This window comes from Streptomyces sp. NPDC093094, from assembly GCF_044754345.1.
Taxonomy (GTDB): domain Bacteria; phylum Actinomycetota; class Actinomycetes; order Streptomycetales; family Streptomycetaceae; genus Streptomyces.
Genome location: NZ_JBIVOX010000040.1, coordinates 20,523 through 35,738, shown reverse-complemented (window position 1 = coordinate 35,738; position 15,216 = coordinate 20,523). Strand labels below are relative to the sequence as shown.

The following is a 15,216-nucleotide window of genomic DNA, read 5'->3' as shown; positions in this document are numbered from 1 at the left end:
CGCCCATCGAATACGAGAACAACCACTACCTCGCAACCACGAAACCCCAGGTCACAACCAACATCTGAGATCTCTACCGAACCCGGAACGGTTCAGGGCGCACTTGAGGGAGGGGGCTAGTGCCATGTTGAGACGGTGGGCACAACGGCGATACGAGAAAGCGCAGGCGGCGTACTGGCAGAGCATTGAGCCCGTGCTTGAGCCCGGGGAACGTAAGATAGCCAGTTCGCCCGCGCGGAACCTGTGGGACGGACCTCAGGATGGCGTCCTCTTCCTCACCGACCGGACCATCTACTGGGGCGCGTGGTTGGGACAGGGGAGGCAGACCAGACCCATGTTCGCCCAAGAGCTCCGTGAGTGTCCGAGTGCACGCATCAGCGAGCACGGCACCTTGGACATAGCCATGGGTGGCGAGCGCGTCGGATCGTTCGCTTCGTTTGCACCAGCTCCCGGCGCCCAGTGGAGCTTCACAGAGTTCTGCAAGAGCTTTGGCCAGGCCTTGGAAGACATCCGCGAGTTGCCACCCGCCGCAGGAACACCGCCTGTTGACTCGGCAGGTTAGGTGGCCACAGCGGGATGAAGGCCAGCCATCTCCCAGCCCCAGGCGGGCTTCGATGCGAAGGGCCGAGAGTCGTGCCATTCGCATGCCAGATCCAGCGGGGACTCACGGGGAACAGCGTGGACCAGACCGCAGAGCCACCGAGGCTGGAAGGCACTTCCGCCGCAGGTCATTGAGGTAATCGGCCCTACAAGACCCAAGCTTCCCAAGCTCAGTGCTCATCTCCCGCGCCGAAGGTTCCCGTGTAGTGCTCGCCGTCATCGCCGATGAGGTTCGCCGACAGCTCTGCTGCAAGGTCGGCCAGGGCTGTCCTGTCGACGTCAGGAGCGCACGCACCGGACAGAGTTACCCGTCCCTCGTACCAGTGAAAACCGACAGCACCGCCTGCCGGACTGATCCAGGTGAACATCGCTTGCCGGCCGATGTCGACGAGGTCGAGGTACCCGTCTTCGCGGAGCAAAGGACACTGATGGGCGAACGCGACCCACTCCTCGAAGGTGATCGGGCGCTCCTCGCTGTCCATCACGTCCGATGCCCGCGTCATGTGAAGTTCGTATCCCATGTCGGAGATCCTCCGCCAAGGGTCTGACAAGGCATGCCTTCCGCTGGGCCCGTCTCAGTTTCCGGCTCATTCAGCGCCGTTCGCGACCGTTCAGGCGAGAGCTAAGGCCGTAGCCGTCACTGCTACCGGCCGACCATGAACGCAGGTGAACAGCCCCGGCCGAGTCGATCAAGGCCACCACCACAGTTGGAAAGCGTGTTGGCATCGGAGTTGGGATACGGCCCTTGAAGGACGGCGATGCGTGATCAGCTTGGGATGTGGAGACCATCATCGCCAGCGGCATAGCCGTCCTGGGTACGCTGCTCGGTTCGGGGATCACCCTGGCGTTCCAGCAGCGCACGGCCGACAGGAGCCACCAGTTCACCCGCCAGGAGAAGCTGCGACAGGAACGCCTCGATGCCTTCTCCGCCTACGCCGGCGCATTGGTCAACTACCGCCGCTGCCTGGTTCACCTCTGGTTCTGCGAGCATGAACAGCCACCACCGGAGGACCCCGACACGGTGCGGATCCGCGCCTACGACCTGCGCTCCAACGCCCAAGAGGCACTGTTCCGGGCACAGATGCTCACCGATGACGAGACGCTGAGCCAGGCCGCGGAGGACGTGCTCGCAGACGTTACGACCCTGTCCAAAACAGACAGCAGAACAGAACTCGACGATGCCAGGGTACGGACCCGTGACGACATCAGCCGACTGGTCAGAGCAGCCAAGCAACACCTTTGAGGCACGTACAGACGCGCCGGTTCGTAGAGCCCCCACGCCGACGGTGACCGCACCACAAGCGCACCAGATCGAGCGGGGAACAGCGGGGAATCACGGTGAAAGCAGTCGAGCCCGCAGAGGTTACGAACCTGCCGTTCAAGCAGGTCAGCGTCAACGACAGGCCCTCGACGCTCGCAGCTTCCCAAGCTGATGGCTCAGCACCGTCGTAGCGACCTGGCCATCGGGGCTGACTCTGGTCGACGGCATTGGCAGCGTGGCTAAGGCCGGTGGGGGTGTAGCGAGGCACACGCGTGCGTGGTCAGTCTGCGCACCCGCCGTCGTGGCTGGCTGTCATCGGCCGAGGTTCAGACAGGGCGCAGCAAGGGCGCCGGCCGTCAGTGAGTGTGGCGGAGTTGGGCCGTCTCCGGGCCGTCCGAGGACGCTCAACAGCGGCCAGCAACGACCAACGACCACCATCAGGCGGACGAGCCCACAGTCCCTGAACAGGGAAAACCCAGCTCGCCAAGATCTCTGGCAAGACCCAGGGCAAGAAGACAGATCATCACTTGCCCCTTGCGACTCCGCCGACTGCTACAACTGCCGCGGGTCTGCCCCCAGGACGGCGGGGTCCTCGGACCGCAGGCGAAACTCTGCGGTTACGCCCAAGCTCTTTCGAGCGGTGAGGTAGAACATGTCACGTTTCTCCTGGAACTGTCTGAAAGCCCGCGTCCAGTCCTCCGGTGTTCCCGAACGCTGGTCACGAGCGAACTTCTCCAGCACCCAGGCATGGCGCTGCAGCGCCCTGGCGGCCGAGATGGTTTCAGCGTCCCCCATGAGGAGGACGGCCTCGAACGCGTAGCCCCGCTCCAGTTCGGCGTCAGCCAACATCGTCAAGCCAGCTTCCTGTGCGAGCGGCTGGGGAAGATCAAACAGCCCTTTGCCTGCAGCCAGGCGCCCCGCCAAGGACGTGAATCTCTTGATCGCGTCTGCGTACCGGAGGTAGGACTCCAGACGACGTTCATCCCATCGCGTCGAGAGTTGGCGACGCCAGCGCGACCTTTCCATGAGGGCTCCGCCCACGTAGGACGCTGCGGCACCAACGAGCACGCCTATCAACGTGAACAGTTGCCCCGACATGGCCCCCCTGTCGATCGGTTCGTTACCGGGACGACTTTACTGTCAGCTTTGATCGGCTACCCGCTGGCGATCCAGTGGGCCAGCGGGTTCCCTCTCTACGGACATGCCGTGTCAGTCGCATGTCCGAGCGGATGAGAGCCGTCGTCAAGGTGCCCTGATCTCGGAGGTGTCTGAAGCGTGCTGAGTGCCTAACTGCGTGACAACGCTGACGGACAACGGCGGACGAGTACGGACGTCAGCGGACCGTCAGCGCAGCTGAGAGCCGAGCCGGCCCAAGCAGGCAGCTCCACCCAAGTTGCTTCGGGACGAAGAAGTCGTGCGCCCTGTTGCTCGGTCTGGCCGCAGGTGAGCTTGTTCCCACCCGCGTGAGTAGCCCTGACGCCTAGGCCCGCTCGCGCTGCTGCAGACGGGGCCTCCGCCCTGGGCGTCAGTTCCTCCGACGACGACCCTGCGCATAAGGGCCGTGCCGATCATGTTCCCGCCATTCCTCGTCATGAGGATCACGCTCTTCGGCGCCCGCATTGTCTCCGGGAGTCGAGATGTGTTCCCCCTTGTTCACCTTGGCCAGCAGCGAGGCGAGGGGATCGGGGGGACCATCGCTGAAGCGATCGGAGCCGCGCTCGGGCGGCGGCCCCGACTCTCTTCTGTCGTGCCGCGCCCGTGATGTATCGCTCATGAGCAGCCCCCTCCGACTCACTGAGATGCACCCAAGGTCTTTCCCTGGAAGGTCGCGGGTAACCCAGCTTCGCCCTTGCCAGCTGTGCATGACGTCCGTCCAGGCTGTCAGGCCCGCAACCGAGCCTCCAAAGCACGTGATTCTTAAACTGAGGGCTCCGGCCGTCGGCACGGGCCGGCTGTGTCCGCTTGCTCTGATCGACGACAGGCCCCCGTAGCGTGGCTGAGGGCGATGAGGGTGCAGCGAGGCATACGCGTGCGTGGTCGGACAGCGCACCTGCCATCGTGGCTGACTGTCGTCGGCTGAGGTTCGTGCCACGACCGTGCCGGATTCAGCGGTCAGCCACGGTCAACGAGGGTGTCCTACGGTCGCGTTGCCCGCCACCTAACCGGTATCGAAGTCCCAGGTCGGTCCGAGAGTTCTCCAACCGCTCTCACCGCGGCTCCCGCCGCACCGAGCGGCAAGCCGCTGATCGTCGCCCTGCACGGCGGCACGTACACGGCGCACTACTTCGACGTCGCGGGCGGCGCCGACGGGTCGTTCCTCGGCATCGCCACCGCCCACGGCCATCAGGTCGTGGCCCTCGACCGGCCGGGCTACGGCGGCAGCACCCCGCTCGTCCCGGAGAGCAACACCTCAGCCGCCACGCGGAGCTGCTCGGCGGCGCCCTGGTCCAGGCGGTCGAGCACTTCTTCGGCACCGACTGGCCGGCCGCTCCCGAGGCGACGGTGGGCCGCACCGTCGACAGCCTCACGGGCTTCGAGGGGTTCGGTCCCGGACAGCTGACCGGCGTGGAGCGCACCAACGCGACACGCCTGTTCCCCCGCCTCGCCTGAGGCGGTGCCGGCCCGGTACGGCGCGTGGCATCCGGCACGCGCCGTACCGGCATGCCCGGTCCCGCGCGGGGCCACGTGCCGTGCGCGTCAGCCGTGCCGGTCGCCGCCGGGCGTCCGTGACGCACGGGCGGTGCCCGCGACCCGGTGGGTCGCGGGCACCGCCGGTACCGGCCGGGCCGCTTCGGCTACGAGGCGGCCGGGGCCTTCGAGGCCGTGCCGGGCCGCTCGGCGGCGGTGCCGCGCCGGCCCGGCCTCAGCAGGCCGATCAGCACCGCGCCGAGGACCGCGGGGACCACGAAGGCGTAGAACCCGGCCTTGGAGGAGTCGATCAGCACGGTGACGGCGGCCAGATAGCTGGGGCCCGCGATGGCGCCGACCCGGCCCACGCCGAGGCTGAACCCGAGCGCGGTGCCCCGCAGGTCCGCGGGGTGGGAGTGGGCGACGAAGATGTTGACGAGTGCCTGGGTCCCGAGAGCGCCGAAACCGGCGACGGCGGAGGCCAGGAGCAGCAGGGGGCGGGGCTGCGGGGTGCTCAGGACGATCATCGCGACGGCGGCGAGGCCGAAGCCGGTCAGCGTGGCGGTCTTCAGGGCACCGCGGTCGGCGATCAGGGCGGCCCCGACGGTGCCGACGACGGCTCCGGCGTTGAAGGCGATGGAGAACTCCAGGGAGGAGCCCAGGTCGTAGCCCGCGTCGACCATCAGGGCGGGCAGCCAGGTGCTGGCGCCGTAGACGATGACGAGACCGCTGAACGTGGCCGCCCAGAACAGCAGGGTGGAGCGGCGGTACCCCGGTCCGAGCAACCGGCGCAGCCGGCCCGCGTTCCCGTCCCGTGCCGGTGCGTCCGCCGCCGGTCCGTCGGTGAGCGGGGTACGGGCCTGCCGGTCCTGGGCCACCGCGGGCACCATGCGGTACACGACGGGAACGAGCAGCAGGGGGACGACGCCGAAGAGGAAGAGCGTGCGGAAGTCCCATGCGGGGAGCAGGGTCCGGCCCACGACACCGGTGATGATGCCGCCGATCGCGAGGCCGGTCGTGGCGGTGCCGACGTGGAGGGAGTGACGGGCGGGGGTGGCGGCTTCGCTGACGTAGGCGGTGACGAGCGGGATGAGCGCGCCGATGCCCATGCCGGTGAGGAAGCGGGTCGCGGCGAACAGGGAGAGGTCGCCGGCCACGGCGCTCAGCAGCATGCACACCGACAGCCAGGCCAGGCTGACGGCCATGGGGAGGCGGCGTCCGAAGGCGTCTCCGGCCCAGCCGGCCGCTATGGAGCCCAGGGGCATGCCGAGCGCGGTGAGGCTGCCCAGCAGTCCCAGCGTCGACTTGGTGACGTCCCAGTCGGGATGGGCCAGCAGGGACGGGCCGACCGCGCCCAGGATGAAGAGGTCGTAACCCTCGATGCACAGGATGACGAGCCCGAGAGCCACCGCGGGGCCGGGGCGGGGTCCGCTTCTGGACGCGACGGGGGTGGAGTTCATGTCCGTACTCCTCATGGGGAAGTGCACTGGTGGAAGGCCACGGCGGTGCCGGGGACGAGAGGACGCGCGCGATCGGGCGGATCGCGGGAGCGGCGTCGCTGTCCGGCCGCGCGGGGCGAAAATGGGATGGGGTCGCCGCCGCAGCGCAGGTGCTCCCCGCGGGCGGGGGACGCCCGGGGTGGCGGGACTGCGTGCGGGTTCATGCCCGAGAGCGCCGGAGTGCGTGGCACACAACGGCGTTCGTCGTCACGGACGCGTCGCTGGGCGTCGTGGACGGCTCGTCCGGCGGTGCGGTGCGCGGCGGACGGGTGGGTGTCCCGTCCTCCGGCGACGACGCCGCAGGAACTGGCAGTGATGCTGGGGGTCGGTACCGACCGATGTCAATGCCCGTGCCGGGCGAGGTCTTTCGCTGCGTGAGGCGGTCGCGGTCCTTGACCTGCACCTCACCCGTGCAGTATCAAAATAATCATCATGCTGAATTCTTTTTCATGGCGGAAGGGTGCCCCTCATGCGGCTCACCGCGGCGACCGGCACCTCAGGCCGACAGCTCCTGCTCAACCCAGATGGTCTTCCCGCTCGGCCCGTATCTGCTCCCCCACCTGCGGCTGAGCTGGGCGATCAGGAACAGCCCGCGGCCGCCCTCGTCGGTGGTGCGGGCACGGCGCATCCGGGGCTGGGTGTTGCTGGGATCGGTGACCTCGCAGAAGAGGACGTCGTCGCGGATCAGCCTCAGTCCCACCGGCCCGCCCGCGTACCGCACGGCGTTGGTGACGAGCTCGCTCACCACCAGCTCCGTCACGAAGGAGTTGCCGTCCAGTCCCCAGTCGGCGAGCTTGCCCGTCGCCGCCTCACGGGCCGAGGCGACCGCCGCCGGATCCGCGGGGAACTCCCAGGAGGCGACGGCGTCCTCCTCCAGCACCGAAGGAAACGCGAGCAGAAGGGCCGCGTCGTCCCGGTACGGACGCCCGCCGGAGACCTTCATGAGTGCCTGGGCCAGCGACGGAAGGTCGTCCCCGGACTGCCGGCACCGCCCCAGACGCTCCGCGAGGTCGTCGGCGAAACGGCCGGCGTCCGCCCCGTAGCGCTGCAGCAGGCCGTCGGTGTACAGGGCGAGGACACTGCCCGCGGGCATGTCGACCGTGGTCGTCTCGAACGGCAGGCCGCCCACACCGAGGGGCGGGCCCGGCCGCACCCCGACCGGCTGCACAACGCCGCCGGGCAGGGCCATGAGGGGCGGCGGATGACCCGCCGCGGCCATCGTGCAGCGCGCGGTGACCGGGTCGTGCACCGCCACCAGACAGGTGGCACCGACCATGTCCCGCTGCGCCGGACCGGCCTCGCCGGCCAGACGGGCCACCAGGCCGTCGAGGTGCGTGAGGAGTTCGTCGGGCGACAGTTCCAGATCCGCCAGCGTCTGGACGGCCGTGCGCAGCCGCCCCATGGTGGCGGTGGCGTGGAGACCGTGCCCGACCACGTCTCCGACGACGAGCGCGGTCCGCAGCGACGGGAGTTCGATGGCGTCGAACCAGTCGCCCCCGATCTCGGCACCGCCCGCCGCCGGCTCGTACAGCCCGGCGGTCCGCATCACACGTGTGGAGGTGGAAGCCTGCGGCAGCAGACGCCGCTGGAGGGTCACGGCGGCCCGGTGCTCGCGGGTGTAGCGGCGGGCGTTGTCCACACCCAGGGCGGAGTGCGCGGCGACCTGGGTGAGCACGGCCGCGTCCTCGTCGTCGAACGGTTCGGCCTGGTCCGTGCGCCAGACGGCGACCACGCCGAGGACGAGGCCGCGCGCGAAGAGCGGGGCCACGGCGAACGAGTGACCGCCGTCGGGGGCCGCCCGCCCTATGTGCGGCGAATCGCCCGCGCCCCGCAGAAGTGCGGCCCGGTCCACCACGATCGTGCGGCCCTCCTGGAGTGACCGCACCAGGGGCACATCGGGAAGAGGCGGTATGACCTCGCCCGGCTGGACCAGTTCGGCGGGCCACGGGCCCTTCGCACTGCGGACCGCGGTCCGGCGCAGATGCAGGTCGCCGCCTCCGAAGGTCTTCGGCGGTTCGTCACCCGTCAGTACGGCGTCGGCGAGATCGACCCAGGCCAGGTCGGCGAAGTCCGGCACCAGCGCGTCGGCGATCTCCTGGGCCGTGTGGCCGATGTCGAGCGTGCCCCCGATGCCCGCGGCCGCGCGATGGCGCAGTTCGGCCCGGCGCCGGGCGTGCCAGTGTTCCGTGGCGTCGGTGAGCAGGACGGCGACACCCGTGGGTCGTCCCTGCGGGTCCTCCGTCCGTACGGCGGACACGGACAACGCCCAGTCTCCGTAAGGCGGTTGTGCCGCCCTGACCCGGTGCTCGTGCGCGGCGAAGGACTCGCCGGTCTTCAGCACCCGGCGCAGGTCGGCCTCCGTGGAGGCGGCGTCGGGCGGGCTCATCACGTCGGAGAGCCTGGTACCGGCGGGCAGGGGCGGTCCCGGGAACGTGCCGCGCCCCAGGTTGGTCCGCACGACCTCCAGGTCCCTGTCCCGGAAGACCAGCCCGATGCGGTCCTGCGCGAGCAGGGCCCGCGACAGGGCCTCGGCCCGGTCCGTCTCCGACACGCGCTCGGCCGCCACCGCCAGGACCAGGGTCTGCCCCGTGCCCTCCAGAGGGACGGCCCGGTAGCACACGGGGACCGTCCGGCCGGATCCGTCGACCAGGTCGACCGTGCCGTCGTACGACGGCACACCGCCACCGCCGACGGGAGGGGGTCCGGCCGTCAGCCGCAGGACGGAGCGGCCCAGCACCCGCGCGGCCGGCCGTTCCAGCAGGGTCTCCGCGGCGCGGGACCAGCCGATCACGACACCCCGGCGGTCGATCAGCGCGGCGGCGGCGTCCGCCAGCGGGCCACCGCCGGGCGCAGCACGTTCGCTCATGCCGTCCCACCGCCTCTCACCGGGCAGACGATCCCATCATGTCCCCGTGGCGGAGCCTGCGCCCGGCCAGGTCCCCTCCGGGTTCCCCGGCCGGGACGGCCGTAGCGGATCCCTTCGGGGCGAGATCGCCCCGAAGGGTTGCCGTTATCGCATATACCGACTACGTTCCGACGTACCGCACGGCCCTTGTGGCCGGGCCGCCGAGGCCGCGTCCGCCGCACGGCCCTTGTGGCCGGGCCGCCGAGGCCGCGTCCGCCGATGTCTTCCGCCGGCCCGCAGGCCCGAGTTCATCCCACGATGTGCTTCGACGACGGCAATCGGCGTGACTTCCTCAGGACCGCCGCGGCGGCGGTCACCGTCGCCGGTGTGCTGACGGACATCCGCAGTGCGGGCACCCCGGCCGTCGCCCCCGGCAGCCCGCAGAGTCACCTGCCCGCGTTCCCGGCGGACGCGGTCCTGACGGGACCGGAGCAGGCCGGTCGGTTCGTCCGCAACCGGATCGCCGAGGGATCCGACCACATCAAGATCATCGTGGACGAGTCCGGTCCGAGCCAGGAGACGGTCGAGGCGCTGACCGCGGCGGCCCACACGCGCGGCAGGCTCGTCATGGCCCGTGCGAGCACCGCCGTCGCGGCGGACCGCGCGCTGACCGCCGGGGTCGACATGGTCCGTCACGTCCCGCTCGACAGCCCGCTGCCCGACGCCCTCGCGGCGCGCTTCGCCTCGGGCGGGCACGTCGCCGTGCCCACGCCGACCATGATGGAAGGGTTCGCCGCCCTCGGTGTCCCCGGTACGGACCACGCGGCCGCCGAGGGCAGTGCCGCCGCCCTGCACCGGGCGGGCGCGCGCATCCTCGCGGGGACGGACGCGAACTGCACCCCCGGCATCCCCGTACAGTCGGCGTACGGCGTCGGTCTTCACCATGAGCTGGACCTCCTCGTCCAGGCGGGGCTCACTCCGGCGGAAGCCCTGAGGGCCGCCACGTCACTGCCCGCGCAGTCGTTCGGGCTTCGGGACCGCGGGGTCGTCCGGCCCGGCCACCGGGCCGATCTCGTCCTGATCGACGGCGACCCGCTCGCCGACATCGCCGCCACCCGCAGCATCCGGCGGGTCCGGGTCGGCGGGGTCGAGCACGTCCCCGCCGGCCGACCCGCCGGGCGGGTCACCAGGGGCTGACGCCCGCGCCGTCGAGGAAGGCTCCCGTGGGGCCCTCCGGGCCGAGGAGTGCCGCCGCGACGATGGGGGCGGCGCCCTGCTCGACGGTCTGGAAGCCCTGGAACCTGTTGAGGTCGGTGGCGGTCGGGCCGGGGTCCACGACGTTGATGCGCAGGTCCGGGTAGGCGCGGGCGTACTGCACGGTCAGCATGGAGACGGCCGCTTTGGAGACCGGGTACGGCAGCAGGTCCGGCACCCGGGACTCGGCGCGCTCCGGGTCATGGACACGCCCGAAGGAACCGAGGCCGCTGCCGACGTTGACCACATTGCCGTGGTCGCTGAGTTCGAGCAGCGGGAGGAAGGCGTGCAGGACGCGGACGATGCCGAGGACGTTGGTGTCCAGGACGCCGGCCATGTCGGCCGCGGTGCAGTCGGCGAGCGGCCTGGGCCCTCCGCCGTTGATGCCCGCGTTGTTGACGAGGACGTCCAGCACACCGTGTTCCTCGGCGACGTGCACGGCGGCGGCGTGCACGGAGGCGTCGTCGGTGACGTCCAGGACGAGCGGGAGCCCGCCCAGTTCCTTCGCGGCGCGTTGCGCGTTGTCCGCGTTGCGCGCCGCGAGGTAGACGGTGTGGCCCGCGGCGAGGAGCCCTCGGGCGGTCTCGTAACCCAGGCCCTTGTTGGCGCCGGTGATCAGGGAGATGGTCATGGGACCGACTGTGCCCCGGGCCCGGGGGACGGACCAGAGACGCCTCATCCTGGTAACGGGAGTACCAGGCGGCCGTCCCGCGCGAAACGGTGAGGGGCTTCGGTCCGGGCTTCATCAGGGTGCCCGGACCGAAGTCCCCCGGTTCACGCCGCCCGCGGGGCGGCGGTGGGGGCGTCCGCCCGCACCGCGTCGTGCCTCCAGGCCAGCAGGAGGAACCACACGGGCACCAGAAGGCCCCCCGGGTACAGGGCCTCCTGCGGCAGGACGTTGCCGAGGAAGCTGTAGAGGGCCAGCCAGGAGCCGAGGACCACCCCGACGACACGGACGCCGCGAGGCGCGGCCAGCAGGGACGTGGTGATGAACCACATGCCGGCCATCACGTGCCCGCCCAGCCGCACAGCCCAGGCGATGTCGTGAAGCACCTCGTTGATCGTCATCACCGCGGACAGGACGTCGAGGGTGAGCCATCCGTAGCCCGCGGCCCTCGCCCACTCGGGGGCGGGAAGGCGGGCGACGACGAACATGACGGCCAGGTGGAACAGGATGCCCGTGTACTCGACCCCCACCGTCCCCGGAGCGACCGCGAAGGAGACCAGTGTCGGAGTGAACAGAACGGGCGGGAGCACGGCGAGCGTCCGCAGGCCGAGGATCTCGCGGGTGGGTGAAAGCATGGTTCCTCTTGTCCGATGTGAAGTGAGCCGCGCCGAGTGTGTCCCGCACCGGACACCCGCACCAGCTACGTCCCTTCCTGGGAACGACGTTGCCAGGAAGGGACGTTGGGCCTTCCACCGCATCCGTCACGGCCGGTCGGCGTCCAGCCACTCCCAGATCGAGGCGTAGAACGCGGCCAGTTCCTCGGGCCGGTCGTCGCCGAGTTCGTCGGGGGCGGGGGAACGCCCCTCGCGCGCGATGTTCCACGCGAGCACCGCATAGCTCGGCCGGTACCCGGCCAGTTCCTGCGGCGGCACCACGATGCTCTGGCCGGGCACCGAGGGGGTGAGGGTGCAGTACTCGTACACGGCGTCCAGCGAGAGGATCCTCCAGACGTCGTCCCGTCGTTCCAGGCGGTAGTTGAGCCGGGTGCGGGAGACGAGGTCGCCCGTCACCCCGTCCGCCTCGACCTGGAACCGCATGGCCGTGGACGCCTCGACGTACGCCTTGGTGCCGCGTACGTGGACGACCGGCGCGGACATGTGATGGAGGGCCACGGCGCCGCGCTCGGCCATCGCCCTGGACCCCGCCACGAAGCCGGCGCCGTCACCGTCGTACCAGCTCAGCCGGACCGTCGAGTCCGGCCAGTACTGGTCCGCCATCAGGTCCCACCAGCCGCGGTCGCGCCCCTGGCGTTCGGCCAGGACGACCTGTGTCACCAGGGCGACGTCACCGCCGCTGCCGGCGCTGTTCGCCCCGCGCGGGGCGGTGCCTTCCTGCACGGTTCCCATGCGCTGCTCCTTGCTCCAGGGGTCGGACGGCGTTCTCTCGGGGTCAGACGGCCGCGGGACGCAGCTTGCGCGTCAGCCGGGCCAGTTCGTCGAGCATGAGCACCGCGGCCTGGTCCAGGCCGGCGTCCGTCTCCGCCTTGCCCTCGGCGGTGACCTTGTGCATGGCGAAGGGGATGTTGACCGACTCCAGCACCGGCACCATCCGCAGCGTGGTCACGACCTGCTTGAGCTGCTGCACCGCCCGGGTGCCCGCGCCCACGCCGCCGTAGCTGACGAAACCGACGGCCTTGTCCGCCCACTCGTGGCAGAGGTAGTCCAGCGCGTTCTTCGTGACCGCGCTGTACCCGTAGTTGTACTCCGGGGTCACCATCACGAACGCGTCGGCGCGGTCCACCGTCGCGCTCCAGTCGCGGGTGTGCTGCCGGGTGTACTGCCGCAGCCGCGGGTGGTTGGGCTCGTCCAGCAGCGGCAGACCCACCTCGGCGAGGTCGATCACCTCGATCTCGAACGTGGCGTGCTGCTCGGCGACCTGGGCGAACCAGTCGGTGAAGGCGGGAGCTATCCGGTTGGGCCGGGTGCTGCCGATGTGGATCTGCAGAACGGGGCGGGTGGTGCTCGGCATGGTGTTCCTTACGGTTCGGCAGGGGGCGTGAGGGTCCCTGGGTGACCGGCTGCGCGGGCGGCCGGCGGTTCGACGCGAGCGGGCCGGCCGGGTGCGGCACACCGGAGGCCACCTGTGCGGGAGAGGCGGAGGACAGGGAAAGCCGTCGCCATGAAGATAAAGCTGTTATATCATATTGCAACAGTGAGGCATGAGCGATGCCCGCGGTGACGACCGAGAGCAAAGGCGGAAGCGGATATGAAGCGTCCCCTCCAGCCGATCGAGTCCCGATCGATCCCGGAGATGGTGACCACCGAGCTGCGCCGCTCGATCGTGTCGGGAGACCTCCCGCCCGGCGAGACCTTCTCGCTGCGCAAGATCGCCGCCATGCTCGACGTCAGCTTCATCCCGGTGCGCGAAGCGCTGCGCAGCCTGGAGAGCGAAGGGCTCGTGATCACCCGGCCCGGCCGGAGCGCCTGTGTGGCACCGCTGCATCTGGACGACCTCCAGGGCATCTACCGGCTCCGCCGCAGTCTCGAACCCGACCTCGCGGCACGCTCCAGCCTGCTGATCTCGGACGCCGCTCTCGACCGGCTGCAGGCCCAGGCGGAGGACTTCGGGCACGAGCGGCACACCATCCAGACGGTCTACGACGCGCACCACGCGTTCCACGCCGCGCTGCTCGCTCCCGCCGCCACCGCCTGGGACATGCGCGTCCTGAACTCCCTGTGGCGGGCCGCCGAGCGCTACATCCGGATCGGGTTCAGCAAGCTCGACCCCGACCCGCGGGACAAGTCCCGCCGGCAGCACGCCCACGAGACGCTCATCGACACCTTCCGGCAGCGCGACCCCTATGCCGTCGCCGACGCCGTCCTGGTGCACCTGAAGCGGAACGAGGCGACCGCGCTGCGCGCGCTCAGCGACGACCCGCGGGTCGCGACCGACGACGGACCGGGCACCTGATCCGGGTCCTGGTGCGGCCGGGGGGGGGGGGGGGCCCCCGCCCCCCCCCCCGGGGGGGGGCGGCGGCCCCCCCCCCCCCCCCCCCCCGCCGGGGGGGGGGGGCCCCCCGGGGGGGGGGGGCCCGCCGCGGCCCCCCCCCCCCGCCCGGGCCCCGCGCGGGGCGGGCGGGCGCGGGCCCGGGGGCCCCCCCCCCCCCCCCCCGCCGGGGCGCCCCCCCCCCCCCCCCGCCCGCCCCGGACCGACGCCTAGATCATGTGGGTGATCCGCTCCTCGGAGCCGACCAGCGCCTTGCCGTAGATCTCGTAGCAGACCATCGGCAGGATGCCGGCGTGCCGGGAGGCGACCTCGGAGTCGCGCCAGATGCGCTGGAGCGGATTGACCTCGGCGAAGCTGCCCGACCCGTGCGCGTACAGCAGGATGTCGATCGCCTTCACGACGTTCTCGATCGCCCAGCCGATGTCGGCGCGGACCCGGGCTCTGTCCAGGAGCTCCAGCCTGCGGCCCTCCGCGGCGGCCGAGTCGATGTCCTCGGTCACCCGGTGGGCGTGGAAGTGGGCCGTGTCGAGCAGCATCGTCGCCTGCGCGAGCTGGATCTGGAAGGCCACCGAGTCGGCCTGCCGTGTGTAGACGGTGTTGGCGATGCCCTTGGTGGCCGCCTTCTCCTTCACGATCGCCAGTGCCGCCCGCCCGAGGCCGAGCTGCGGTCCGACCATGCCCACGGCGAAGAACGGCCCGAGGGGCGAGCGGTAGAGCAGCTCCTCGGTGAACTCGGTCGGGAAGTCGCCCTCGATCGCCGGGCCCACCGACATGATCCGGTGCTCGGGCACGAACACGTCGTTCGCGATCAGGCAGTTGGAGCCCGAGGCGCGCATGCCGGCGACGAACCAGGTGTCCTCCAGGTCGAGCTCGGCACGCGGCAGCAGGGCCATGGCCATGTCGACGACCGTGCCGTCCTCGTCGGTGACGGGCATGCTGAGCACGCCCCAGTCGGCGTGCCAGGAACCGGAGTTGTAGAACCACTTGCCGGTGACCCGGTAGCCCCCGGGCACCTTCTTCGATTCGACGAGCGGCGAGAACACGCCCGACACCAGCGCCCCGGGGTTCGAGCCCCAGACGTCGTCCTGCGCCTGCTTCGGGAAACAGCTCGCCAGCCAGGCACCCGAGTTGAGCAGCGACACCACCCAGGCCGTGCCGCCGTCGGCCTCGCCCACGGCCGCCGAGACGTCGACCAGGGCGCGCATCGATGCCTCGGAACCGCCGTAGCGCCGTGGCTGGAGGACCCTGAAGAGTCCCTCCTGCCGGAGGGCGTTGATGCTCTCGTCCGTCACGCGCCGGTCCCGCTCGCCCTGGGCCGCGTTGGCGCGCAGCAGGGGTTGCAGCCCGATGGCACGGGCGACGAGGTCGGCGGCCACATCCGGCTCGGCGGTGGGGGAAGTGGTTTCAATCGACGTGGTCATGCGTTGTCCTCGGATATCAGCGCGCCGTCGTCGGC

At 70.7% G+C, this 15,216-nt stretch carries 12 protein-coding genes; 3 read left to right on the top strand and 9 right to left on the bottom strand.

From position 1 onward, the window contains the following. Positions 1 to 770: 770 nt before the first annotated feature. Positions 771 to 1,121: a hypothetical protein gene (locus ACIQGV_RS39450; RefSeq protein WP_402504284.1), complete on the bottom strand. Its 351-nt coding sequence runs from the start codon at positions 1,119 to 1,121 to the stop codon at positions 771 to 773. 257 nt (positions 1,122 to 1,378) lie between these two features. Here ACIQGV_RS39450 and ACIQGV_RS39445 point away from each other — a divergent pair, with 257 nt between their 5' ends. Next, positions 1,379 to 1,843 carry a hypothetical protein gene (locus ACIQGV_RS39445; protein ID WP_402504282.1) on the top strand — a complete coding sequence of 155 codons (465 nt, stop codon included), beginning with the start codon at positions 1,379 to 1,381 and terminating at the stop codon, positions 1,841 to 1,843. A gap of 570 nt (positions 1,844 to 2,413) precedes the next feature. Here ACIQGV_RS39445 and ACIQGV_RS39440 read toward each other — a convergent pair. The 3 genes from ACIQGV_RS39440 to ACIQGV_RS39430 form a co-directional block, all read right to left on the bottom strand. Then, complete coding sequence (locus ACIQGV_RS39440) at positions 2,414 to 2,785, bottom strand: hypothetical protein (RefSeq protein ID WP_402504280.1); 372 nt, start codon at positions 2,783 to 2,785, stop codon at positions 2,414 to 2,416. A 1,871-nt stretch (positions 2,786 to 4,656) separates the two neighbouring features. Next, positions 4,657 to 5,949, bottom strand: coding sequence for an MFS transporter (locus ACIQGV_RS39435; RefSeq protein WP_402504278.1), 1,293 nt, complete (start codon positions 5,947 to 5,949; stop codon positions 4,657 to 4,659). Positions 5,950 to 6,484: 535 nt separating this feature from the next. Further along, positions 6,485 to 8,854 (bottom strand): SpoIIE family protein phosphatase, encoded by a 2,370-nt coding sequence (locus tag ACIQGV_RS39430; RefSeq protein WP_402504275.1) that lies wholly within the window; start codon positions 8,852 to 8,854, stop codon positions 6,485 to 6,487. Between the two features lie 297 nt (positions 8,855 to 9,151). Between ACIQGV_RS39430 and ACIQGV_RS39425 the strand changes: the two genes are divergently transcribed. Beyond that, complete coding sequence (locus ACIQGV_RS39425) at positions 9,152 to 10,030, top strand: amidohydrolase family protein (protein WP_402504272.1); 879 nt, start codon at positions 9,152 to 9,154, stop codon at positions 10,028 to 10,030. Here the strand turns inward: ACIQGV_RS39425 and ACIQGV_RS39420 are convergent. The 4 genes from ACIQGV_RS39420 to ACIQGV_RS39405 all read right to left on the bottom strand — a co-directional run bounded on the left by ACIQGV_RS39420 (position 10,017) and on the right by ACIQGV_RS39405 (position 12,782). Further along, complete coding sequence (locus ACIQGV_RS39420; RefSeq protein ID WP_402504269.1) at positions 10,017 to 10,718, bottom strand: SDR family NAD(P)-dependent oxidoreductase; 702 nt, start codon at positions 10,716 to 10,718, stop codon at positions 10,017 to 10,019. The two genes, ACIQGV_RS39425 and ACIQGV_RS39420, sit on opposite strands and share 14 nt — an antisense overlap. A gap of 143 nt (positions 10,719 to 10,861) precedes the next feature. Further along, a complete protein-coding gene (locus tag ACIQGV_RS39415) occupies positions 10,862 to 11,389 on the bottom strand; it encodes a hypothetical protein (RefSeq protein WP_402504267.1) in 528 nt (175 codons plus the stop codon). Between the two features lie 126 nt (positions 11,390 to 11,515). After that, positions 11,516 to 12,160: a nuclear transport factor 2 family protein gene (locus ACIQGV_RS39410; protein WP_402504264.1), complete on the bottom strand. Its 645-nt coding sequence runs from the start codon at positions 12,158 to 12,160 to the stop codon at positions 11,516 to 11,518. Between the two features lie 43 nt (positions 12,161 to 12,203). Further along, positions 12,204 to 12,782: an NADPH-dependent FMN reductase gene (locus ACIQGV_RS39405; protein ID WP_402504261.1), complete on the bottom strand. Its 579-nt coding sequence runs from the start codon at positions 12,780 to 12,782 to the stop codon at positions 12,204 to 12,206. A gap of 237 nt (positions 12,783 to 13,019) precedes the next feature. On the opposite strand from ACIQGV_RS39405, the gene ACIQGV_RS39400 reads away from it, so the two are divergent. Continuing rightward, a complete protein-coding gene (locus ACIQGV_RS39400; RefSeq protein ID WP_402504258.1) occupies positions 13,020 to 13,724 on the top strand; it encodes a GntR family transcriptional regulator in 705 nt (234 codons plus the stop codon). Positions 13,725 to 13,969: 245 nt separating this feature from the next. On the opposite strand, the gene ACIQGV_RS39395 is transcribed toward ACIQGV_RS39400, so the two are convergent. Next, positions 13,970 to 15,181: an acyl-CoA dehydrogenase family protein gene (locus ACIQGV_RS39395; RefSeq protein ID WP_402504255.1), complete on the bottom strand. Its 1,212-nt coding sequence runs from the start codon at positions 15,179 to 15,181 to the stop codon at positions 13,970 to 13,972. Positions 15,182 to 15,216 lie beyond the last annotated feature (35 nt).